The sequence below is a fragment of the Lachnospiraceae bacterium GAM79 genome, assembly GCA_020735665.1.
GTDB lineage: Bacteria > Bacillota > Clostridia > Lachnospirales > Lachnospiraceae > Coprococcus.
On record CP085928.1, the window covers coordinates 2,858,090 to 2,881,612 of the forward strand.

Annotated in this window: 19 protein-coding genes; 18 read left to right on the plus strand and 1 reads right to left on the minus strand. The window is 40.0% G+C overall.

Going from position 1 to position 23,523, the window contains the following annotated elements; genetic code table 11:
- Positions 1-75: 75 nt before the first annotated feature.
- From LK416_12760 to LK416_12820, 13 genes are all read left to right on the plus strand, one after another.
- Positions 76-384 (plus strand): rhodanese-like domain-containing protein, encoded by a 309-nt coding sequence (locus LK416_12760; protein UEA74512.1) that lies wholly within the window; start codon positions 76-78, stop codon positions 382-384.
- A gap of 236 nt (positions 385-620) precedes the next feature.
- A complete protein-coding gene (locus LK416_12765) occupies positions 621-2,192 on the plus strand; it encodes a hypothetical protein (GenBank protein UEA74513.1) in 1,572 nt (523 codons plus the stop codon).
- Between the two features lie 85 nt (positions 2,193-2,277).
- Positions 2,278-3,423 carry a class I SAM-dependent RNA methyltransferase gene (locus tag LK416_12770; GenBank protein ID UEA74514.1) on the plus strand — a complete coding sequence of 382 codons (1,146 nt, stop codon included), beginning with the start codon at positions 2,278-2,280 and terminating at the stop codon, positions 3,421-3,423.
- Positions 3,424-3,430: 7 nt separating this feature from the next.
- A complete protein-coding gene (locus LK416_12775) occupies positions 3,431-5,131 on the plus strand; it encodes a lectin like domain-containing protein (GenBank protein UEA74515.1) in 1,701 nt (566 codons plus the stop codon).
- Positions 5,132-5,396: 265 nt separating this feature from the next.
- Positions 5,397-5,996: an XTP/dITP diphosphatase gene (locus tag LK416_12780; GenBank protein ID UEA74516.1), complete on the plus strand. Its 600-nt coding sequence runs from the start codon at positions 5,397-5,399 to the stop codon at positions 5,994-5,996.
- Positions 5,977-6,510 carry a metallophosphoesterase gene (locus tag LK416_12785; GenBank protein UEA74517.1) on the plus strand — a complete coding sequence of 178 codons (534 nt, stop codon included), beginning with the start codon at positions 5,977-5,979 and terminating at the stop codon, positions 6,508-6,510. Before LK416_12780 ends, LK416_12785 begins: the two co-directional genes overlap by 20 nt.
- 30 nt (positions 6,511-6,540) lie before the next feature.
- A complete protein-coding gene (gene rlmD, locus LK416_12790) occupies positions 6,541-7,932 on the plus strand; it encodes a 23S rRNA (uracil(1939)-C(5))-methyltransferase RlmD (GenBank protein ID UEA74518.1) in 1,392 nt (463 codons plus the stop codon).
- 352 nt (positions 7,933-8,284) lie between these two features.
- The gene (locus tag LK416_12795; protein ID UEA74519.1) at positions 8,285-9,358 is read left to right on the plus strand and encodes a hypothetical protein; all 1,074 of its coding nucleotides are present in this window, start codon (positions 8,285-8,287) and stop codon (positions 9,356-9,358) included.
- 15 nt (positions 9,359-9,373) lie between these two features.
- Positions 9,374-9,799 carry an SMI1/KNR4 family protein gene (locus LK416_12800; GenBank protein ID UEA74520.1) on the plus strand — a complete coding sequence of 142 codons (426 nt, stop codon included), beginning with the start codon at positions 9,374-9,376 and terminating at the stop codon, positions 9,797-9,799.
- Between the two features lie 4 nt (positions 9,800-9,803).
- Positions 9,804-10,679 carry a teneurin-3 gene (locus LK416_12805; protein UEA74521.1) on the plus strand — a complete coding sequence of 292 codons (876 nt, stop codon included), beginning with the start codon at positions 9,804-9,806 and terminating at the stop codon, positions 10,677-10,679.
- 887 nt (positions 10,680-11,566) lie between these two features.
- Entirely contained in the window at positions 11,567-11,791 is a 225-nt protein-coding gene (locus tag LK416_12810) for a helix-turn-helix transcriptional regulator (GenBank protein ID UEA74522.1), read from the plus strand.
- Between the two features lies 1 nt (position 11,792).
- Positions 11,793-13,295, plus strand: a complete 1,503-nt coding sequence (locus tag LK416_12815; protein ID UEA74523.1) for a type I restriction-modification system subunit M — start codon at positions 11,793-11,795, stop codon at positions 13,293-13,295.
- Positions 13,285-13,788 carry a restriction endonuclease subunit S gene (locus LK416_12820; GenBank protein ID UEA74524.1) on the plus strand — a complete coding sequence of 168 codons (504 nt, stop codon included), beginning with the start codon at positions 13,285-13,287 and terminating at the stop codon, positions 13,786-13,788. Before LK416_12815 ends, LK416_12820 begins: the two co-directional genes overlap by 11 nt.
- Here the strand turns inward: LK416_12820 and LK416_12825 are convergent.
- Positions 13,785-14,480: a restriction endonuclease subunit S gene (locus tag LK416_12825; protein UEA74525.1), complete on the minus strand. Its 696-nt coding sequence runs from the start codon at positions 14,478-14,480 to the stop codon at positions 13,785-13,787. The two genes, LK416_12820 and LK416_12825, sit on opposite strands and share 4 nt — an antisense overlap.
- A gap of 83 nt (positions 14,481-14,563) precedes the next feature.
- Here LK416_12825 and LK416_12830 point away from each other — a divergent pair, with 83 nt between their 5' ends.
- The 5 genes from LK416_12830 to LK416_12850 all read left to right on the plus strand — a co-directional run bounded on the left by LK416_12830 (position 14,564) and on the right by LK416_12850 (position 23,235).
- Positions 14,564-15,547 carry a tyrosine-type recombinase/integrase gene (locus LK416_12830; GenBank protein ID UEA74526.1) on the plus strand — a complete coding sequence of 328 codons (984 nt, stop codon included), beginning with the start codon at positions 14,564-14,566 and terminating at the stop codon, positions 15,545-15,547.
- Positions 15,548-15,561: 14 nt separating this feature from the next.
- A complete protein-coding gene (locus tag LK416_12835) occupies positions 15,562-16,737 on the plus strand; it encodes a restriction endonuclease subunit S (protein ID UEA74527.1) in 1,176 nt (391 codons plus the stop codon).
- A 55-nt stretch (positions 16,738-16,792) separates the two neighbouring features.
- The gene (locus LK416_12840; GenBank protein ID UEA74528.1) at positions 16,793-17,923 is read left to right on the plus strand and encodes a haloacid dehalogenase-like hydrolase; all 1,131 of its coding nucleotides are present in this window, start codon (positions 16,793-16,795) and stop codon (positions 17,921-17,923) included.
- A 71-nt stretch (positions 17,924-17,994) separates the two neighbouring features.
- The gene (locus tag LK416_12845) at positions 17,995-21,156 is read left to right on the plus strand and encodes a type I restriction endonuclease subunit R (GenBank protein UEA74529.1); all 3,162 of its coding nucleotides are present in this window, start codon (positions 17,995-17,997) and stop codon (positions 21,154-21,156) included.
- 12 nt (positions 21,157-21,168) lie between these two features.
- Positions 21,169-23,235 (plus strand): DUF262 domain-containing protein, encoded by a 2,067-nt coding sequence (locus LK416_12850; protein UEA74530.1) that lies wholly within the window; start codon positions 21,169-21,171, stop codon positions 23,233-23,235.
- Positions 23,236-23,523: the final 288 nt, after the last annotated feature.

Consider the following 23,523-nt stretch of genomic DNA (forward strand, 5'->3'; position numbering starts at 1 on the left):
CGCATAAGCTATAATGAGCACAAAAATTATTTGCTCGTAAGAAGTTAAATCGCTTGCTTATCAGGGGGTGAAAGCATGAGATTTCACAATATACCCGTTCGCGATATCATGCAGGAGGCAGTTCGTTATGGCGGGGTGATCGTGGATGTTCGAACAGAAGAAGAATTCCTGAGAGGGCATATACCGATGGCTGTTAATGTGCCATTATCCGAGATTCAGTGTGGCAATTATAATCTTCCAAAACATAAAGTATTACTCACATATTGTCAGTACGGAGGCAGTAGCGCACTGGCGGCAAGAATACTGACACAGGCAGGTTACAGAGTGATCAATACAGTTGGTGGAATTGTACAGTATAAGGGTGCATTGACCAAAAACCGCTGACAGAGGTGAGGCAAACCATTATGGCAAACAGGAAAACGTGGTTTGAATATGAGAATAACAGAATAAATAGATCCCGGACATGACGGAGTATATTAAGAAAAGTACATGTCCGGGATTTTTTATTTAATTTACTTGTGGTGGCAGGGGGAAGTATGTATAATATGGTCAGGGAAATTTGGTGGATAGCATAAGATATCCCTGGGTATTTATTTCAGAAAAGAAAGGATATAGGGTAAATGAGAAAAAAATTTTTAGCAACAATCGTTGCGGTAGGGCTTGTTGCAGTAGCAGCATTTGCAGGGGCAAATGGGCTGACAGAGACACAGGCGGCATGTGAACATTCACAGGTGAAGGATGGAACCTGTGTGGATTGTAATGATCCGGTAGAATGCATTGAGGTAGAGGATGCAAGCGGAACAGCAAAGGGAACCTATTCTAAACTGGAAGATGCAGCGGCGGCAGCCGGAAATGGTGATATACTGAAGCTTCTATATAATTGTGAGAGTACATCAGCATATATTGATGCGGGAAATAAGAATCTTACAATTGATCTGAATAAAAAGAAATTAAAGGCTGTTCATTTTGAGATTATGGGTTCTCTTGTGATAGAAAATGGAGAATATAGTGGCTATATCAGGAATGCAGCGACAGGGAATGAACATACATTAACATTTGAAAATGTGAGAGCAGATCTTACGCAGCTTGGATGGTATGCAAAGGGTGGCCTTAAACTGGTAAACAGTAATATAGAACAGCAACATGATGGTGCAACATTTACAGAATGGTGGCTTGAAAAGCTGCAGATGGATCAGACATCTGTTTATAAGATTACAAATTCGCCAAGCGGACTAAGCAATTATGGGTTGCTTTCATTAGATGAAGCTGTGGGCGGTATTGAGGAATTTCTTCCGGCCGGATACACATTGGATGGACAGCCGAATTCCTATAATACGATATTAGATGAAACAGGCACAAAGGCGAGAAGTGTAGAGCTTCGTTACCGCAGACTGACAGATGCGAAAGTATCCGTATCCATCGATCCGACTTCGTATGTGTATGATGGAACAGCAAAGGAACCAACAGTGACGGTGGCATATGACGGCAAGAAGCTGATAGCAGGAACGGATTATACCTGTATATTTTCAGATAATATCAATGTCGGAACAGCAAGTGTTAAGATAACAGCAAAGAGCAAGACCTATCACGGAGAGATCGTAAAGAATTATACGATCGAGAAAGCACCACAGGCAGCACCGACAGGGCTGACAGCAGTTAATGAAAGTGCAACAGGAAAGAAAGACGGATCTGTTGCGAATGCCGCAGCGACAATGGAATATTCTACAGACCAGACTACATGGACGGCTGTAACAGGAACAGTTGTAAATGGTCTTGCAGCAGGCGATTATTTTGTAAGATATAAAGAGTCCGCAAACTATTATGCATCACCGTCCGCAAAGGTAACAGTCGGTCTGGCAGCTTCTAATACAACAGAAGCATCTACAACAGAGAGTGCTACTACAGAAAGTGTTACAACGGAGAATACTACAACAGAAACAGCTTCCAGTGAAGATACCACGACAGAAGATGCGACGGATGAGGAAGAAACGGAAGATGTGGATACCGAGGATGAGACAACAGAGGTTCTTCATGAGGATGAGACAGAAGCAACCGGTGATAAAGGCAAAAATGATCAGAAGAAAACCGGTGTAAAAACCGGTGATGCATTTGCAATGAAGGCAGCAGTTGCAGGTATGCTCATTTCGTTTGGAATGGCATGCGTGGTTATTATAAGAAAGCGCAGAAAATAAGAAAGAAAATTAACAGACAGAAAATAATAGTGCTGGATTTGGACAGAAATGTCTGAATCTGGCACTTGTGATTGAAAGGAAGCATATGAGCAGAATCGAATTGATCGCTCCATGTCATTTTGGATTGGAGTCAGTATTGAAAAAAGAAATCCTGGATCTTGGATATGAGATCGTTCAGGTAGAAGACGGAAGAATAACATTTGCAGGAGAAGAAGATGCGGTTGCAAGAGCAAATATGTTTATTCGTACAGCTGAACGTATCATGATCAAGTGCGGAAGCTTTAAGGCTGTAACATTTGATGAATTATTTGAAGGAACCAAGAGTATTCCATGGGAGCGGTATCTGACCCGTGATGCAAAATTCTGGGTATCCAAGGCTACATCAAATAAGAGCGCACTGTTCAGCCCATCTGATATCCAGTCCATCGTGAAGAAAGCTATGGTAGAACGTTTGAAACAGACCTACCATGTATCATGGTTCACGGAAGATGGAGCAGAATATCCGGTTCGTGTATTTATATTTAAGGATATTGTTACGATAGGACTTGATACATCAGGAATATCCCTTCATAAGCGTGGCTATAGGAAACTGGTTGGCAAAGCACCGATATCGGAAACTCTGGCGTCGGCACTGATCATGCTTACACCATGGAATAAGGATCGTGTACTGGTTGACCCATTCTGTGGAAGCGGAACATTTCCGATCGAGGCAGCTATGATCGGAGCAAGGATTGCACCGGGAATTGACAGAGACTTTCTGGCTTCTGAGTGGGCGAAGGTCGGCGACAAGAAGATGTGGTACAATGCAATCGATGAAGCAAATGATATGATCGACCATGATGTGAAGATGAATATTCAGGGATATGATCTGGATAATGAGATGGTGAAGTGTGCGATGGAGAATGCCAGAGCAGCAGGAGTGGATGAACATATCCATTTTCAGCAGAGAGATGTAAAGGATCTCAGGCATCCGAAAAAATATGGATTTATCATCACGAATCCGCCATATGGCGAGCGCCTCGAGGATCGGGAGGACCTTCCTGAATTATATAAGACGATCGGGGAAAGCTTCAGACGACTGGATGACTGGTCGATGTTCCTGATCACGTCATACAGTGAGGCGGAGAAATATATAGGAAGAAAGGCGGATAAGAATCGTAAGATCTACAATGGTATGATCAAATCATATTTCTATCAGTTCATGGGACCGAAGCCGCCAAAGAGAAAGTGAGACAGAGTTGAAAAAGTATTTGATCGTGGCAGCGGTTGTTATTCTGGGGGTATTTCTGTATCTGGGTTTTCTGAGACATCCGGATGTAAGCATTGAGAAGACGGAAGAAGCGGGTGCTGCCGCAGAAACTATGTTGAAAGAGATTGTGACGAATGCAAATGGAAAGGGCATTATATTATATATAAATGACAGCAGGATCACAGAAGCGGAGTATCAGCCGTATTTCAGTGACCATTTGCAGCTGATGCTCCCTATCGCGACATTTACCGATAAACTGGATTGCCATGTGAATGCATATGAAAATGGGACGATCACATTTTCCAAAGGAGACAGTCTGGTAAAGGTCTATGGTGATTCGGATGTGGTAAATATCAATGGAAATGCAATACAGGCAATCGACAAGCCAGAGAAAAAGGATGATATCATCTATGTGCCGGTGAATGAGATCTGCGAGGCATTAAACTACAGTTGTAATATCAATCTGGAGACAAATGCCGTGGTGTTAAAAAAGATTGCCGAGGAAGAAAAGCTTCCGGCAGCATATGATATGAGAGAACATGATCGTGTATCTCTTGTAAGAGATCAGGGTATCTATGGAACCTGCTGGGCATTTGCATCACTTGCGGCACTGGAAAGTACGATCCGTCCGGCTGAAAATCTGGTATTTTCTGTTGATCATATGGCAATGAATAACAGCTTTAATGTCAGCCCATTTGACGGTGGCGAATATTATATGAGTATAGCCTATCTTGCGGCATGGCAGGGACCGGTACTTGAGGAGGATGATCCGTACGGAGATAACCAGACGGTAAATGGGCTGTCAGCGGTAAAGCATCTGGAAGAAGCCATCATCCTGAAGGACAAGAATTACGAGGCGATCAAATCATCCGTATACAAATATGGTGGCGTGGAAACGGTTATTTACTGTGATATGAAGAATGCGACGAGTAGTTCTTATTATTATAACAGAAACCGCAGTTCCTATTATTATAATGGAGATCAGACACCGAATCATGACGTGGTGATCGTTGGCTGGGATGACAACTATCCGAAGGAATATTTTAATACAGAACCGGCGGGAGACGGCGCATTTATCTGCAAGAATAGCTGGGGGCAGGATTTTGGTGACGAGGGATTTTTTTATATCTCTTATTATGATACCAATATCGGTATGAACAGCGTAGTATATACGAAGCTTGGAAATAGTGACAACTACGACAAGATCTATCAGTCAGATCTGATGGGCGAGGTCGGAACGATGGGATTTGACGACAAGCCGGAGGCTTATTTTGCAAATGTCTATACGGCTGGAAAGAACGAGACATTGAAGGCGGTTTCTTTCTATGCGACAGGTCCGAAAACGACATATGATGTGTATGTTGTGACGGATTTTACCGATGTATCCGACTTGCAGCAGCGGACAAAGGTGGCATCCGGTGAAATGCAGTACGAGGGTTATTATACGATCAATCTAAATGAGGCAGTACCGCTTCCGGATGATCGGAAATTTGCGGTGGTTGTGCATGTGAACACACAGGATTCCACGATGCCAATCGCAATCGAATATAATAATGATGAGAAAACGGCGAACTTCGATATCACGGATGGCGAGGGCTATATCAGCCTGTATGGCACGAAGTGGTCGAGTGCGGAGCAGGAGAATGACTGTAATGTCTGTTTGAAAGCCTTCACGGATGTGGGGGATTGAGAAAGTGCTGCCATATCGGGCGTGGCATGGCAAATGATACTGTTATGCAGCAAGCCTGTCCACGCTGTGTAACTTCGAACTAACCTCGGTCAAACCTCGCTAAGGTCTCAGTTACTCATGTCGGTCCTTAGTGAGCGGCTATATGCAGCGAACTTAGTACCGCTACATGAGGATAGAGCGAAAGCGTCTTGCGGAATAATATGTATCTTTGCCATGCCACACTCGATATGGCAGGTGGAGTACAGAAAGAAAAGGAGAAGACAAGATGAAGAAATTGATTTTTGCTACGGGTAATGAGAATAAGATGAAAGAAATCCGCATGATCCTTGCGGATTGTGGATATGAGATCCTGTCGATGAAGGAGGCCGGAATTCAGGCTGACATCGTAGAAGATGGAAAAACATTTGAAGAAAATGCCATTATCAAGGCAGAGGCAATCCGTAAGATGACAAATTGTCTGGTGCTTGCGGACGATTCCGGTCTGGAGGTAGACTATCTCGATAAAGCACCTGGAATCTACTCTGCAAGATTTATGGGGGAAGACACCTCATACCGGATCAAGAATAAAGCGATCATTGACAAGCTTGCCGGTGTTCCGGATGAGAAGCGTACTGCAAGATTCGTATGTGCGATCGCGGCTGCATTCCCGGATGGAAAGACCATTACCAGACGTGGCACGATCGAAGGAATCATTGGATATGAAGAACGCGGCGAGAATGGATTTGGATATGATCCTATCTTCTTCCTGCCGAAGTATGGTAAGTCCACAGCAGAGTTGTCACCGGAAGAAAAGAATACGATCAGCCACAGAGGAAACGCACTTCGCTTGATAAAGGAAGTTATAAATGAGAATACTGATAATTAGTGATACACATGGAAGAACCAATACGATTCGGGATGTCTTAGATACGGTGGGTGACATCGATATGTTTATCCATCTGGGAGATGTCTGCGGAGATGAAGAATATATTTATGATAACGTAACCTGTCCGATACACATGGTTGCCGGGAATAACGACTGGGATTCCGATCTTCCGATGCAGGAGGAATTCATGATCGGCCGGTATAAGGTATTTATCACGCACGGACACCGGTACAGTGTCCATTATGGAACGGACCGCTTACAGGAGTTGATCAAATATGATGGTTACGATATTGTGATGTATGGACACACGCATGTCCAGAATCTGGAACGATATGGCGGTGCTTATATCGTAAATCCGGGCAGTCTGGCATATCCGCGTGATGGCATGAATGGCAAATACATGCTGCTGGAATTTGATCAGCATGGAACACCATTTTTTGCAGAAAATGAACTGAAACCGAAACGTCGGATGCGCAGCATATTTGAAGATATGTGGGGCGACCGGGAAGAGTAGAGATTATTAGAGACAAGAAAGAGGTCGGCTGTGAAGAAACGAGAGATTATAGAAGGTGTTATAAAAGACTATGATTTCCCAAATAAGGGAAGCTTTGAACTGGATGGCAAAAAAGTGATCGTGAAGGGAGCACTGCCCGGACAAAAGGTGTCCTGTATGGTATCCAAGGTGCGGAAGGATAAGGCAGAAGCACGTCTGTTGGATGTGCTGGAACGCTCCGAGATCGAAGATGCAGTACCACCATGTCCACAGTTTGGCATTTGCGGCGGCTGTGCATACCAGACCATGAGCTATGAGCATCAGTTGGAATTAAAGGCAGGACAGGTGAAGAAGCTGTTAGACGGTGTGATCGATTTGGAGGCACATCCATATGATTGGGAGGGCATCATCGGCTCGCCTGTTACAACTGCATACCGGAATAAGATGGAGTATTCATTTGGCGACGAATATAAGGATGGTCCGCTGGTACTAGGACTTCATAAGAAGAACAGCATGTACGATATCGTTCCTGTCTGCAACTGCGTGATCGTAAGCGAAGATTATAACAGGATCGTTTCTTATACGATGGAATTCGCAAGGGCGCATGGACTGTCTTATCATAAGAAAATGCAGCATGTAGGACTGCTTCGTCATCTGGTGCTTCGCCAGTCCAAGACAAATGGCGGACTTCTGGTAAATCTTGTAACCAGCACGGACGGATTAGAGAATCTGGATCTGAATGCATATGTAGAAGGGCTTCTGGCACTTCCGCTTGACGGAACGATCATTGGTATTCTCCATACGGCAAATGATTCTCTGGCGGATGCTGTTGTGCCGGAGAAGGTAACGCTGTTATACGGAAGAGATTATATCGAGGAAGAGGTGCTGGGACTGCATTTCCAGATCTCGCCGTTCTCATTTTTCCAGACAAATACAAAGAGCGCGGAACGACTGTACAGCAAAGCCCGTGAATATGCCGGAGATACCAAGGACAAGCTGATCTTCGACTTATACAGCGGAACCGGAACGATCGCCCAGATGTTATCACCGGTTGCCTCCAAGGTTATCGGCGTAGAGATCGTGGAAGAAGCAGTCGAAGCTGCAAGAGAAAATGCAAAGAGCAATGGACTTGATAACTGCGAATTCATCGCAGGCGATGTCTTAAAGGTCATCGACACCATCGAGGAAAAACCGGATCTCATCATCCTCGATCCACCGAGAGATGGCATCAATCCAAAGGCGCTCCTTAAGATCATCAACTACGGTGTAGATGAGATCGTCTATATCAGCTGCAAGCCAACCTCCCTCGCAAGAGATCTTGTGACCTTGCAGGAGCATGGATATTATGTGAAAAAGGCATGTGCAGTGGATCAGTTTGTGAATACCGGGCATGTGGAAACTTGCGTTCTCTTAGAGAAGACAAGTGCAACGCACGCAGTCTGAACTTAGAAACGCAGTTGTTCTGGCGAGCGGAGCGAGAGCAGAACTTCCTTGAACCTTGTCACGAAAAGATAAATAACAGCCAGAAAGTGGCGTATTTCCGGGCTTTTTCGGAAGTTGGGATTGGAAGCCCAACCTCTGAAAAGACTCGGTTTTCTTATATGGAAACATATCTACTGCAAAATGTGTGTCAGGTTGTGACCTCGGATTAGATAACGCAAATTGAGTGAGTGGATTAGATGTCAGGGATTTTGGAGTGGTTTTTGAAAAGTGAAAATAGCCGACAACAAATTCGGCAACTCGATACTAAGGGCATTTTCGGACAGTGGAATAGATGTTAAGGAAGGTGATATAAATGGACAAGCTACTATGTCTTCTTGAAAAGTATAGATGTCATTTGAATCGTGGAAATAAATCAAGTGTAGATTTTCTTCGAGATAATTATTCAGAGTATATTTCTGATGTAAAAGCGGCTTTATCACCAAAGGATAATCAGCTGGTAGGAGCGGAAATGTGCAAAATGGTTTCTGAGCAGATAGATACTATAGAGAAAAATGCAAGTCTGCTAATTGAAGTATTGGAATTATATAATAAGGGTAGGATTGTTCTAGCTTCGCAAAAAGCCTTTGAAGTATTCGAAAATATGAAACCGCAACTTATGCAGAGGTATTCTGGCGCTTATCGTCAAGAAGCCTATTTTAGAATACGTTCAGTAAATGACAATAATCCTTTTACATTGAACAGAAAAGAGTTGTTCCATATTCCATTCAATAAAAACTATTTAGTGGGTACTGAGCGATATAGTATGCCGGGGCATCCGTGTTTATACCTTGCTTCTCAAGCAGAATTATGTTGGTATGAATGTGGAAAGCCTGAAAAATTTGCTTTATCAAGATTTGACATTCCTCAGAGTGAGGATAATTACATGAAGTTTATCGACTTTTCAGAAAAGTTAATGCCACTTATGCACAGTTTCTTCTGCTGGTTTCATAATGAAGAAGACGTAGAACAAGTAAGAAAATATCTACTTAAGTATATATGTACATATCCATTAAGAGCTGCTTGTTCAATAGTAGTTGAGCATCCGGGGAGCAGATTTGTTGAAGAATATACAATTCCGCAACTGTTGTTACAATGGGTATTGAATGACCGTGATTTCGATGGAATAAGATATGAATCTTGCAATTCATCAGACGAGGTCAAATGCTTGGGAGGCCATAATTTAGTATTGGTTACTAATAACTTTGATAAAGATGGTTACGATGTTAATCTTAAAGCAAATATCAAAGTAGGCGAACCGGCTGTTTTCGATATAAATAGCATAAATATAAATCCGAATTTGAAGGATTGTTTAATGGGACGAGACATTAAGGAAGAACCTTTTTTGTGGGGATTAGAAGATGTTCCTAACAATTTTGAAAAAATATAAACTGGAGGATGAACTATGATTTCAGAAGAATTAAAAGCAATAGTAGATAAGTTTAAAGAGCAAGGAAAGATGAATTTCTTTGATGAAACAACTGAAGAAAAGATACTGGAATTTGAAAAAGAAAAAGAAATTACACTTCCATCAAAGTACAAAGAATGGATGTTGTTTTCTGACGGAGGAGAGCTGTTTCTTCCGGCAGGTGTTCAGCTATATGGAATTGAGCATAAGCCCCTTATAGATGTAAATGATAATTCAAGACCGAGTGATGACTATATTGTTATAGGTGCATTTGCTTCAGGAGACCCAATTCTATGCAAAAAGGCAGAAGAAACAATTTCTATATACAATCAGAAAATTGGAGAAATTGATGAAGAATTGGTATATCCGGACTTTGTAGCTTTCCTAAATGATTTATACGAACTACTTGGCATAGGAGAGTGATTCTATGGCAAAGAGTAGTTTTGTAGAACGAAACAAAGCAGTTCGTGAAGCATGGAATAAGGAACTTGAACTTGTACAAGAAGGTAAAGGCACAAGAGAGTGGACGCTGGAGCAGCAAAAGGACATTCTTGAAAAAGGGCGAGCTTATGATGAAAATGGCAAAGCTTTTGAAGGGCAGCATATGAAGAGTGCCGAAATGTATCCTGAATATCAGGGTGAAGCCGGAAATATACAATTCCTTACAAGAGCAGAACATTTAGAGGCACATGATGGCAATTGGCAAAATCCAACGAACTGGTATTATAATCCGATCACAAAAGAAAAGTTTGATTTTGGTGACGGTCCATTCATTCCGTGTGAGATAATTCAACTGCCGGAACCTATTATTTCTTTAACGGATGATTCGACTATACAGGAAATAGTTATTGAAGAAAAAGAGAATTTTAGTAAGGCTGAGGAGACCTTGAAACAATCTACAGAAACAAGTAGAAAAACGTACAGTAAACCTGAAACACCAAAGACTCATAAAGTACAGATTGAGACTTCTAAAAAAGCAAAAAATGCTTTTGTTAAAGGACTAAAATCAGTCGGAAGATTTATTGTCGAGCACCCAGTCGAGGCACTTGAAATAGCTGGATTAGCAATTGGTGGTGTGGCGAAAGCAGTATCTTCCATCAAAGGTAGAGGTTCTGGAAGTACGCATAGCACAGCATCTACTTCTTCAAATTCATTAGTCGCAGAGAAGGTAGCAAATATAGTAGAAAAAACAAGCAGGTCTTTACCAAGCGAGAACGATGTAACGGGTCATAAACAACGCTATCATACGAAAAACGGTGTTGTATGGAAAGATAAAGCGCCATATCACAGAGGTGGCAAATAACAAAGGGAACCCTCTTGGCCAACTAAGGTCGAGAGGGTTTCATGCATTTGCAAGTATTATCCTTCAATCTCAATTTTCAGTCCGGACTTAAGTTCCACAGTGAAGTGGTCATCCCAGACGATGATTCACTCAAGCCAGCATTTTACCATAGTGTCGTCGAAGAACTCAAGGCGTGTAGGTTGTTGCTTAATGCTCCCGGGAACTCCTAACGCTTCTTATCAATGCTATCAGCGGTATTTTGCTGAGTCATTTAGCTGACTCTTGCGATGTTCTGTTGTAACTGTGCTGGATGCATGGACTTATTTTCGAGAAGTTTATTGATTGAGACCGAGTTCTTCTGGTACTTATGGATAAATGCCCTTTGGAATAATGGCTTAATGATTGTCTTTTACGTAATATTGTAGGACAAGATCGTTATTCTTAACTCGGGTATTGTTAAGAATGTTGGTGTTGTAGGTTTTCTGGAGCAAAGCATCGCCGATGTATTTTTCGTTTCAAAGAATTTTGTTGATGGTGTTTGTATGCCGTCTTTTTCCTCTTGTACTGGGGAGAATGCTATCACGTTCTAGCTCATGGACAATCTTATTTATACTACGCACTTTGTGGTCACGTGTGAGCTTCCGGTTAGGTCAGACAGTTTAAAGACATGTATGGGACAGATGTTTTATCTTCCGGAAAAAAAGAATTTATTTGCGTTCGTAAATAATTTATAAACGATAGCTTGCAGAAGATTGAAAAACGTGAAAAATATGTGTTATACTTTAAAAAATATTTTGAGACCTGCTGTTAAGTATGAATCCATAATAGTAAAATTGGATTCTTGAGTTTTGATCGTGGCTGATCATGGATTATGCCAAGCTAGAGGGAAACCTCACAAAGGAGACAAAATGAAACTATCGTATAAAAAATTATGGGTGAAACTTGTAGAATTAGATATGAAGAAAACAGAGTTTGCTAAGAAGGCGGGAATTAGTTCTGCATCTGTAGCAAAGCTTGGTAAGGGGGCAAATATCACTACAGATGTGCTTGTAAAGATATGCGAGTATCTCAAGTGTGATATTGCTGATATTGCGGAAATAGTCCCAAATGAATCATCAGAGGAGGAGAGCTAAAATGGCGGATAAAAATACAGCCAATATTGGATTTGAAAAACAAATATGGGATGCGGCTTGTGTGCTTCGTGGAAACATGGATGCATCAGAATATAAGAATGTCGTTCTGGGATTGATTTTCCTAAAGTATATTTCAGACAGATTTGATGATAAGTACCAAGAACTTGTTGAAGAAGGCGACGGATTCGAGGAAGATATTGATGAATATACTTCTGAAGGTATTTTCTTTGTACCTGCAGGTGCACGTTGGAGTGAGATAGCAGCAAAAGCACATACTCCGGAAATCGGTACGGTTATTGATAATGCTATGCGGGCTATTGAAAAAGAGAATAAACGATTGAAAGACATTCTCCCTAAGAATTTCGCACGTCCAGAATTGGACAAGCGAAGATTAGGAGATGTGGTAGATTTATTTACTAATATCCAGATGATCGAACATGGTAGTGAAAAGGATATTTTGGGTCGTACCTACGAGTATTGCCTTTCTATGTTTGCTGAACAAGAAGGCAAGCGTGGCGGTGAATTTTTCACACCGTCATGTGTAGTGCGTACTTTGGTGGAAGTATTGAAACCTTTTAAGGGTAGAGTATATGATCCTTGTTGTGGATCAGGTGGTATGTTTGTTCAATCTGCAAAATTTATAGAGAATCACAGTGGGAACATCAGCAATATTTCTATCTATGGTCAGGATTCAAATCCGACTACATGGAAGATGGCACAGATGAATCTGGCTATTCGTGGAATTGAACCAGATCTTGGAACCTATGCTGCAGATACATTCCTAGATGATCGCCATCCAACATTGCGGGCAGACTATATTATGGCCAATCCTCCTTTTAACCTTTCCGATTGGGGATTGGATAAACTAAAAGAAGATCAGCGTTGGAAATATGGAATACCACCAGCAGGAAATGCCAACTTTGCATGGCTGCAGCATATGATTTATCACCTTGCACCGGCAGGAAGAATTGGTATGGTACTTGCTAATGGATCTCTTTCTTCTCAGTCAGGCGGAGAGGGGGAAATTCGTAAGAATATCATCAATGCTGATTTGGTTGAGTGCATTGTCGCAATGCCTACTCAGCTTTTCTATACAACACAGATTCCGGTTTCACTTTGGTTTATTAATAAGCAGAAGAAGCAACCAGGAAGGACATTATTTATTGACGCTCGCAAGATGGGCAAGATGGTAAGTCGCAAACTTCGTGAGTTGACGGACGATGATATCAAGAAGATTTCAGATACCTATGAGGCTTTTGTCGATGGAACTCTTGAAAATGTAAAAGGATATTGTGCTGTTACAGATACGGCTGAAATTGAAAAGCAAGATTATATTCTTACTCCGGGCAGATATGTTGGTATCGAAGAACAAGAAGCTGACGATGAGCCGTTTGAGGAAAAGATGGATAGGTTAACATCTGAACTGGCGGAAATGTTTGCAAAGTCGCATGAGCTGGAGGACGAAATCAGGAAGAAGCTGGGGGCGATTGGGTATGAAGTATAATCTTGCAGATATATGCGAATATGCCAAGGGAAAAGTTGATGTCGCCATCTTGGATGCTGATACTTATATATCTACGGAGAATATGATGCCCAATAAGAGGGGCATCACAAGTGCGACTTCCTTGCCGACTGTAGCGCAAACACAGGCATTCCTTGCCGGTGATATTTTAGTGTCGAATATCAGGCCATACTTTAAGAAGATATGGTTTGCTGAGTTCAATGGCGGGTGTTCTAATGATGTTCTTGTGTTTAGAGCAAAGAATGGCGTGAGCAAGCGCTTCCTGTACTATGTGCTTGCAAACGATACATTTTTTGACTATTCGATGTCGACTTCAAAAGGCACAAAGATGCCTCGTGGTGATAAAGCAGCCATTATGAAATATGACGTTCCTGATTTTACATATGAGAAACAGGAGAAAATTGCAGGAATACTGGATGCACTCGACAAAAAAATACAGCTTAACACAGAGATAAACAATAATTTAGTGGCTTAAAGGTCAATGTCGGACACATCAAGTTCCCCGGACATAAGTTTTGGCAACAATGCATCACGAAGCTCTGATAGGTTAATATTTTCTTTTTGATTTGAAAGTATTGTATCAAACAAGGGCCTGCATAGGGAATCAAAGTCCTGTAACACAAGTTCGGATGGGATCATTACCTGTATCTTGCCAAACTGTGTTTTATTTAAGTTGACTATTGTGCTACCACTTTGCCCAAGTTTGTTGATAGTATCGGCTAATGTTTGCATTAATAGGTAGATATAATATACAGAGATACCTTCTTTGGGAATTATTGAGTTAATCTGTTGATTAGATTGACTCTCTTCGGATACCAAAGTTACCAGACCGGCTGTCCCTATACAACTTACGCATACAGTATTAGGTGGAAGTGTTTTCTTCGGTTGAGAAGCAACACCTGCATCTGAAAGATAACGCTCGGTAGAAACAATATAAACGCAGCCATGCATATCAGGAATTGTTATGAATGGAGTATTACCACCATAATATTCACTTTTCTTGGTAGAGGGTGTTTTTCCACATATGATTTCAGTTCCGAGATCATCAATTGTACCATCTGACCAGTCATCTGGCTTCGTTCCGTCAAAAGGTTCATAATTAACAAACCAAGAACGGTATATAGCCTGAGCTTGTTGCTCTAAATTATTGTTTATAACATATCCCATAACTTCTGTGGGTGGCGGGAGTTAATATCAGGGGACTTCCGCCCCATAGTCGTTCTCTAAAATATTTCAAAGGAGAATTGACTGTGAAACAGAATTTAATCAAAGATGTTATTCAGGGAATGTTGCCTTACCTGAACAACGCGCAAAATGAAAAATTGCAAGAGGTGTTGCGATATACTCTTGCAAAGTATGAGGTAACGGAAAATCAAAACAAAGAGAAATACTCGGAGCAGAACTATGTAGAGTTATTTCTATCGGCAAAGAGAATAGAGGGCTGTTCCGAGAAATCTCTTAAATACTATAAGGCAACTATTGAAGCCATGCTTGATGAACTTCAAAAAGATGTTAAACACATAGTAACAGACGATATACGCGGATACCTGACAGAATATCAAGAAAAGAAGAAGTCAAGTAAGGTTACGATAGACAATATTCGTCGTATTCTGTCCAGCTTTTTCTCTTGGTTAGAGGATGAAGATTACATACTGAAAAGCCCGGTTAGGCGCATACACAGAGTAAAAACTGGTACTAATATTAAGGAAACATACTCTGATGAAGCTTTGGAGCTTATGAGGGATAACTGCACAGAGCTTCGAGACTTGGCGATTATTGATATGCTTGCTTCAACGGGTATGCGTGTTGGCGAAATGGTGCTGCTCAACAGAGATGATATTGACTTTAATGAAAGAGAATGTGTTGTTTTTGGTAAAGGCAGTAAAGAGCGAGTGGTTTATTTTGATGCTCGCACAAAGATACATTTACAGAATTACTTGGAGAGCAGAAGGGACAATAATCCGGCACTGTTTGTTTCACTGAAATCACCGCACAAAAGATTGAAAATAGGCGGCGTTGAAGTCCGTCTGAGAGAATTTGGAAAGCAATTAGGACTTAACAAGGTACACCCGCACAAATTCAGGCGTACACTTGCAACTATGGCAATAGATAAAGGAATGCCCATTGAGCAGCTTCAACAGCTCTTGGGGCATAGAAAGATAGATACAACCTTGCAATATGCAATGGTCAAGCAGAGCAATGTTAAGATTGCTCATCGTAAATATATTGGATAGAGAGGAAAACGAATATGGCTGAATGGAACAATACATATCTTTCTGACGTTTTAGTAGATAAAGGCTATATAAGAGGACCATTTGGATCAGCACTTAAAAGAGGTGATATGAAAGATAATGGTATACCAGTATATGAACAACAACATGCTATCTATAATAGTAGACATTTTAGATATTATATTGATGAGCAAAAGTTCAATGAGATGAAGCGATTTCAGGTAAATACTGATGACTTAATAATAAGTTGTTCAGGGACAGTAGGAAAAGTTTCTATTATCAGAAGTGATGATCCCAAGGGGATTATTAGCCAAGCACTTTTGCTGTTAAGAGTAGATCAAAATAAGATATTGCCGTTGTATTTGAAATATTTCTTTACATCAAGAGATGGATATAATGCTATTGTTTCACGTTCAAGTGGTTCTGTACAAGTAAATATTGCCAAAAGAAATGTTATCGAACAGATACCGCTTATGCTACCAAAGATAGAAACTCAAAGGAAAATAGTTGAGATACTAAATTCTATCGATAAAAAAATTGAAGAAAATGAAGAAATAAACAATAATTTAGAGCAGCAAGCTCAGGCAATCTATCAGCAAATGTTCATAGATAATGCTCGTTCTGATTGGGCAGAAGGCACTTTAAGTGATATTGCTGATATTACAATTGGTCAGTCGCCAAGTGGCAGTAGCTATAACGAGGACGGAACTGGCACAATTTTCTTTCAAGGTCGTGCGGAATTTGGATTTAGATTTCCGTCAGTTCGTCTATACACCACTGAACCTAAACGAATGGCACGGTCAAATGATACTTTGATGAGCGTTCGAGCGCCGGTAGGCGACCTAAATGTCGCTCATACGGATTGCTGCATTGGTCGTGGACTTGCTGCCATTCATTCTAAATCCAACCATCAATCCTTTGTTCTTTACACGATGTTTTCGCTAAAAAAGCAGTTAGATGTTTTCAATGGCGAGGGAACGGTTTTTGGTTCTATCAATCGTAATTCGTTGAATGATATGCCAATTCTTATACCATCTGATGATATTTTGGACGAATTTGAAAGGATTGTAGCACCGATGGATTTAACCATTCGCAATAATTACGATGAAATTTGCCGCTTGCAGGATATTCGTGATACCTTGCTTCCTCGTTTAATGTCCGGTGAACTTGATGTCTCTGATATAGACATCTAAGCCACTAAATTATTGTTTATAATTTTCAAATGAATGAAAAAGGGAGGAAAAATATATGAAAAAACAGCCTATTTTAGCAATTTGTTATGATTTTGACAAAACCTTATCTCCAGAAGATATGCAAGCACAAGGATATATACAGTCGATTGAGTATGAAGTGGCAGATTTCTGGAAGGAATCAAATAAGTTAGCATCAGACAATGATATGGATCAAAATCTTGCTTATATGTATATGATGCGTGACAAATCAAGAGGAAAAGTATTATTCACAAAGGAAACATTACGTCAAGATGGTGGTAAGGTACGATTGTTTCCAGGGGTTAGCACATGGTTTGACAGAATTAACGAATATGGTAAAAGTAAGGGGGTTATTGTAGAACATTACATTATTTCATCTGGATTAAAAGAAATGATTGAAGGTACAGAGGTAGCAAAAGAGTTTAAGAAAATATATGCAAGTTCATTCTATTATAATGATGCAGGAGAAGCAGTATGGCCGGCACAGGTAGTTAATTATACCAATAAAACACAATTTTTGTTTAGAATAGAAAAGGGAGTGCTTGATGTAAATGATCAAGAAGTTAATTCTTTCTTTGAACCTAATCAGTATAGAGTGCCATTTAGAAATATGATTTATATTGGGGATAGTGATACGGATATTCCGTGCATGAAGCTTGTAAATATAAATGGAGGACATTCCATAGGAGTGTATGATTCTGATTCAAAGGATAAATCAAAGGTTTTCAGGATGCTTGATGAGAACAGGATAAAATATTTTGCTCCAGCTGATTATGAAGAAGATTCAACACTTGAACGATTGGTTAAAAAAATAATTGACAGAACTATCTCTAATGAAATTCTTGAAGAGATTCATTTTGATTGTGTATCAGAGAAAATATCTGAAACGAAAGGTCAAAGTGAAGAAGAACGCAAGAAAGAAGAATTAATAGATAAACTTGAAGATAGTGAAAGCTTTGCTAATACGCATACGGTTATAGGACAACTTTCAAAGATTAAAGACTGGTCGGTAAAGCAAAAAAATAAGTTATATAAAATTGCATTAGAAAACACACAAGTCATGTATATTTTGAAAGATAAGGATGTTAAGAAATTTTATAGCATGATTTGTAAGGATGATAATAACGAAGATGCTGTGAAGATAAAAGAAATTATATATGAAGAGTAATTAAGTTTACAAATGAGGAACAGAAAATATTTTTCTTATTGGAATATAACGAAAAATACAGGAGGTTGAACATGCCAAATTTATTTACAGAGGATACATATGAACAGGCAATCATTGAATTGTTTGAAAACATGGGCTATGACCACCTCTACGCTCCGGATTTTGATAGAGATTATACCAGTCCGATTCTGGATTCTATTCTGAGAGATAGTTTGGTGCGTATCAACCGTGGTCTGCCTGTAGAAGCTATTGATGAGGCAATGTCTAAATTAAAGAATTTTGATACCGGAAGCCTGCTGCAGAAGAATATGATATTCATGGATTATCTGCAAAATGGCGTTACGGTTAAGTTTTTTGTGAAGGGCGAGGAGCAATCGTCGATTGTACGTTTGATTGATTACCAAAATGTAAATAGCAACTCTTTCTATGTGGTAAATCAGTTTACGTTTTTAGAAAATGGAAATAACCGTCGTCCGGATATTATTCTATTTATTAACGGATTGCCTCTTGTTTTGATGGAATTGAAGAGCCCGGCTAAGGATGAAGTTGGAGCAGAAAATGCATTTCATCAGATTCGAAATTACATGCAGGATATTCCATCTATTTTCTATTATAATGCGATTTGTGTAATTAGTGATTTATCTACGAATAAGGCTGGAACTATCACCTCCGGATTAGATCGTTTTATGGAATGGAAAACAAAAGACGGTAATTATGAAGATACTGCGTATGCGTCCTTTGAAACTTTCTATGAGGGTATGTTCCAAAAGGAACGTTTGCTTGATATTTTGAAGAATTTTATTCTTTTTTCAGGCGTAAGCAGTAATCGTTTTAAAGTATTAGCAGGATACCATCAGTATTTTGCAGTACGTAAAGCTATTGAGAAAGCAAAGGTAGCAACAAAGACCGATGGTAAGGGTGGTGTGTTCTGGCATACACAGGGCTCTGGTAAGTCATTGTCGATGGTATTCTATGCACATTTATTGCAAGATGCATTAGATAGCCCGACCATCGTAGTTATGACAGACCGTATTGATTTGGATGATCAGCTCTATGCACAGTTTTCACAATGTGCAGATTTCTTGCGTCAAACACCGGTACAGGCGGAGAGCAAGGAACATCTGAAGTCACTTCTTGATGGCAGAAGTGCAAATGGAATTATATTTACTACGATGTTTAAATTTGAGCGTGGAGAGAAAGCTTTATCGGAACGCAGAAATATTGTTGTTATGGCGGATGAAGCACATCGTGGACAATATGGTTTTGATGAGAAAATCGTTATGTCAGAGAATGAAAACGGTGAAAAGGAAGCACATACGGTAATTGGTAATGCCCGTGTTATTCATGACGCATTGCCGAATGCTACATTTATTGGCTTTACTGGTACACCGATCTCAGCTAAGGACAGAAATACTCGTGAGGTTTTTGGTGACTATATCGATGTTTATGATATGACACAGGCCGTGGAAGATGGCGCTACTCGTCCGGTTTATTATGAAAGCCGTGTAGTTCATCTAAAGTTGGATGAGAATACGCTGGCGTTAATTGATTCCACTTATGATGTCTTGGAGCAACAATCCGATGCGCAAACGATCGAGAAGAGCAAAAAGATGCTTGGCCAGATGGAAAGCGTACTGGGAGCAGATTCTACGATTGAATCTCTTTGTGATGATATCGTTGAACATTATGAAAAATACAGAGCAAATCTTCTGACAGGGAAAGCCATGATTGTGGCGTATTCTCGCCCGATTGCAATGAAAATTTACCGCCGCATCTTAAAAATTAGACCTACATGGACAGATAAAGTTGGTGTGGTTATGACTGGTGGTAACAATGACCCGGAAGATTGGAAAGAGATTATCGGAACCAAAGCGCACAAAGAAGAACTCGCGAGGAAATTTAAAGATAATAATGATCCAATGAAAATAGCCATTGTTGTAGATATGTGGCTTACCGGATTTGACGTACCTTCTTTAGCTACCATGTATGTGTACAAGCCAATGCATGGCTATAATTTGATGCAGGCAATAGCTCGTGTTAACCGTGTATTCAAGGACAAAGAAGGTGGCTTGATCGTAGACTATGTTGGAATTGCGTCAGCTCTAAAGGCGGCGATGAAAGAATATACGAAACGCGATCAGTCTAAATATGGTGACATGAATATTGCAAAGATGGCCTATCCGAAGTTTCAAGAAAAGCTGCAGGTATGCAAGGATTTACTGCATGGCTTTGATTTTAGCGGCTTTGTAGGTGGTTCTCCGCTTACAATGGCTAAGCTTATTACGGGTGGTGTAAACTTTATTCTCGATGCAAGTGTACCAGAAAGAAAAGATTTGTTCTTGAAGGAAGCTATGCTTTTGAAACAGTCTCATTCGCTTTGTTCAAGTATGACAACAGAACAGGAAAGGCATGAAGCAGCTTATATGGAAGCTTTGCGATCTACGGTTATTAAGATCACTTACGGTGGTACCGGTGGAAAGAGCCTGTCGCTTACTGAGATTAACGATCAAATCAACGAACTTTTGAAAGCGGCAGTACAGAGCGAAGGTGTCATCAGCTTATTTGACAGCAGCAAAAGTGGTGGTGAAAATTTCAGCTTGTTTGATCCGGCAGTCCTGGATGAAATCTCTAGGATGAAGGAAAAAAATATAGCTGTCGAGATCTTGAAAAAACTCATGGCCGAGCAAGTGGCTCTTTACAAGAGAACAAATGTGGTACAGTCACAAAAATTCTCGGAAAAGATTGCACAACTGATGAACTCTTATTATAACGGACTAATCACCAATGAAGAAGTTATTAAAGAACTGCTGAAAACTGCAGAGGAAATTGCAAATCTCTATAAGAATGGTCAGAAACTGGGGCTTTCACAAGAAGAGCTTGCATTTTATGATGCCCTTACAAAACCAGAGCATATTAAGGATTTTTATAAGAATGATGAGTTGATTGCTTTGACAAGAGAACTTACAGAAATGCTTCGTAAGAATCGCACTATCGATTGGCAGAAGAAAGAAACTGCTAGAGCGCAGATGCGTAAGATGGTTAAGCGACTCCTCAAGAAATATAAGTATCCGCCGGAAGACTATGATTTTGCAATAAGCACAGTAATTAGTCAGTGTGAGCTTTGGACGGATAATGTGGAACCACGAAAAGAGGAAAAACTCTATAAATATGTATCTGAAATAGAACTAAGCAAGGTGGCAGAGGATACGGTTTCTTATGGAGAAAAGAAGTAATGGAGGTGCGATATGGATGCACGTAAAGGCAATATTTATGAGATATTGAACGGAAATAAGCAATTCTTGATTCCGGTTTATCAGAGATTCTACAGCTGGGATATAGATCAGTGTAAACGACTTTGGAACGATATTGTAGAGATGCAGAGAAAAGGTAAAGTGGGCCATTTTGTAGGTTCTATTGTTAATATTGCTGAACAGGCAATGCCAACAGGTGTTCAGAAATATATGATTATTGACGGCCAACAGCGAATGACTACCTTAACACTGCTTCTTCTGGCTTTGCGTGATTATGCAATAAAGAATCCGAATGACACAACAATCAATGCTCGTCGTATAGATAATATGCTTCTAAAAAACGAGTATGAAAGTGGTGATGAACGATATAAGTTACTGCTGACTGAAACAGATAGAGATATTCTTATAAGCCTTGTTGAGGAAAAGCCAATTGCAGAAGGCACTAGATCAAGACTGATTGAAAATTACAATTTTTTTGCTGGAAAACTTGCTGATAAAGAAATTCAGCCTGCAGAGGTATATGAGTCAATTGGAAAATTACAAATTGTTAATATCACATTAGATCGCGCTGTTGACGATGCACAGGCAATTTTTGAAAGTTTGAATTCTACTGGTAAGGAACTTTCTGAATCTGATTTGATTCGTAACTATGTTTTGATGGGATTAGAGCCATCTGAACAAACTTATGTATATGAACATCTTTGGCGGCCTATGGAACAGCTGTTTATCTATGAAACGCAAGGAACGGTAATGGATGCTTTCTTCCGCCATTACTTGACCATGAAACTTTCTCGTATTCCAAAGCAAGGACGTGTATATGAAGAATTTAAATTGTATCATTTGAATTGTGAATTTGGAACTATCAGAGAATTATGTCAAGATTTGCTTGAATATGCAAAATATTATACAAATATTGTATTCAAGCGAAATACTGACACGGATTTAAAGAAGTTATATGAGGACATTATCGATTTAAGAATGGAAGTATCTTACCCGTTCTTGCTGAAAATTCATCATGACTGCGTAGAAGGACTAATTACATCAGATGAACTGAAGAAAATTTTGAAGCTTTGTATTAGCTATGTTCTGAGACGTGCAATTTGTGAGATCCCGACCAACTCAATGAACAAAACCTTTGCAACATTGAAGAATTATATTAGACCAGATGATTATCTGAATTCTATTAAGGCATTTTTCGTGATGCAGGATACATATAAAGAATTCCCAGATGACGATAAGTTTGAAGATGCATTTGTAAGCCGTGATATTTATAATATGCGTGCTAGAAATTATATTCTCAGTCGTTTGGAAAACTTTGAAAACAAAGCTCCGATTATAATAGAGAATTACACCATTGAGCATATTATGCCGCAGAACAAAAATCTTTCTTTAGAGTGGCAAGCTGATCTTGGTACTGAGTGGCAAGAGGTTCAGAAAAAGTATTTACATACAATTGGCAATCTTACTTTGACTGCATATAATTCTGAAATGAGTGACAGGCCTTTCTTGGAAAAGATGGATATGCCGGGTGGATTCAAAGAAAGTGCACTTAGGCTTAATAAATATGTGGTTTTGCAAAATAAGTGGAATGAAAAACATATCCAAGAGAGGGCAAACGAATTAGCAAAGAAAGCAGAATCTATTTGGCCATATCCAACTTTAACAGTTGCAGAACTTGCGCCATATCAAGTAGAAGATAAAACAGTGCAGAAATATTCCTTGGAAACATATGATGTGAATGCTTTTACAAGAATACTATTCGAGTCTTTAGATAAGCGCATTATGAACTTATCCCCTGCGGTTAAGAAGGAATATAAAAAGTTGTATGTTGCCTATAAACTAGATACTAATTTTGTTGATATTGTTTTTCAGAAACAAAGATTGCGTATCTCGATTAATATGAAGTTTTCAGAGATTAATGACCCTAATGGTATTTGCAAAGATATTACTGGCTTAGGACGTTGGGGAAATGGCGATGTAGAATTGTTTATGGAGCATCAGGATGAATTAGAGCAAATCATGGAAATTGTGAAACAATCCTTTGATGCACAGGCAGAGTGATGATTTCTGAATAGGCCAAGTCGAAAGCTCTCCCGACGGCTAACATCAAGTAGGACGTATCGTGTCATGTGGAGACTATAATAGGGCTACGTCGTACAGATTCGTGAAAATCCTTGAATTTACGCACTTTTGCAGCTTTTTCAATTTCGGCAGAACCGATGTGAAAAGGAATAAAAAGCAGATAGTGGACAGAATTCATGTCGTTGTCGGCTATAGAGTCGACACGAGGGACACAATATTCTTTGATGAATAAAAGTGAATAAAATAGCCAATTTGGCAGGGATATTT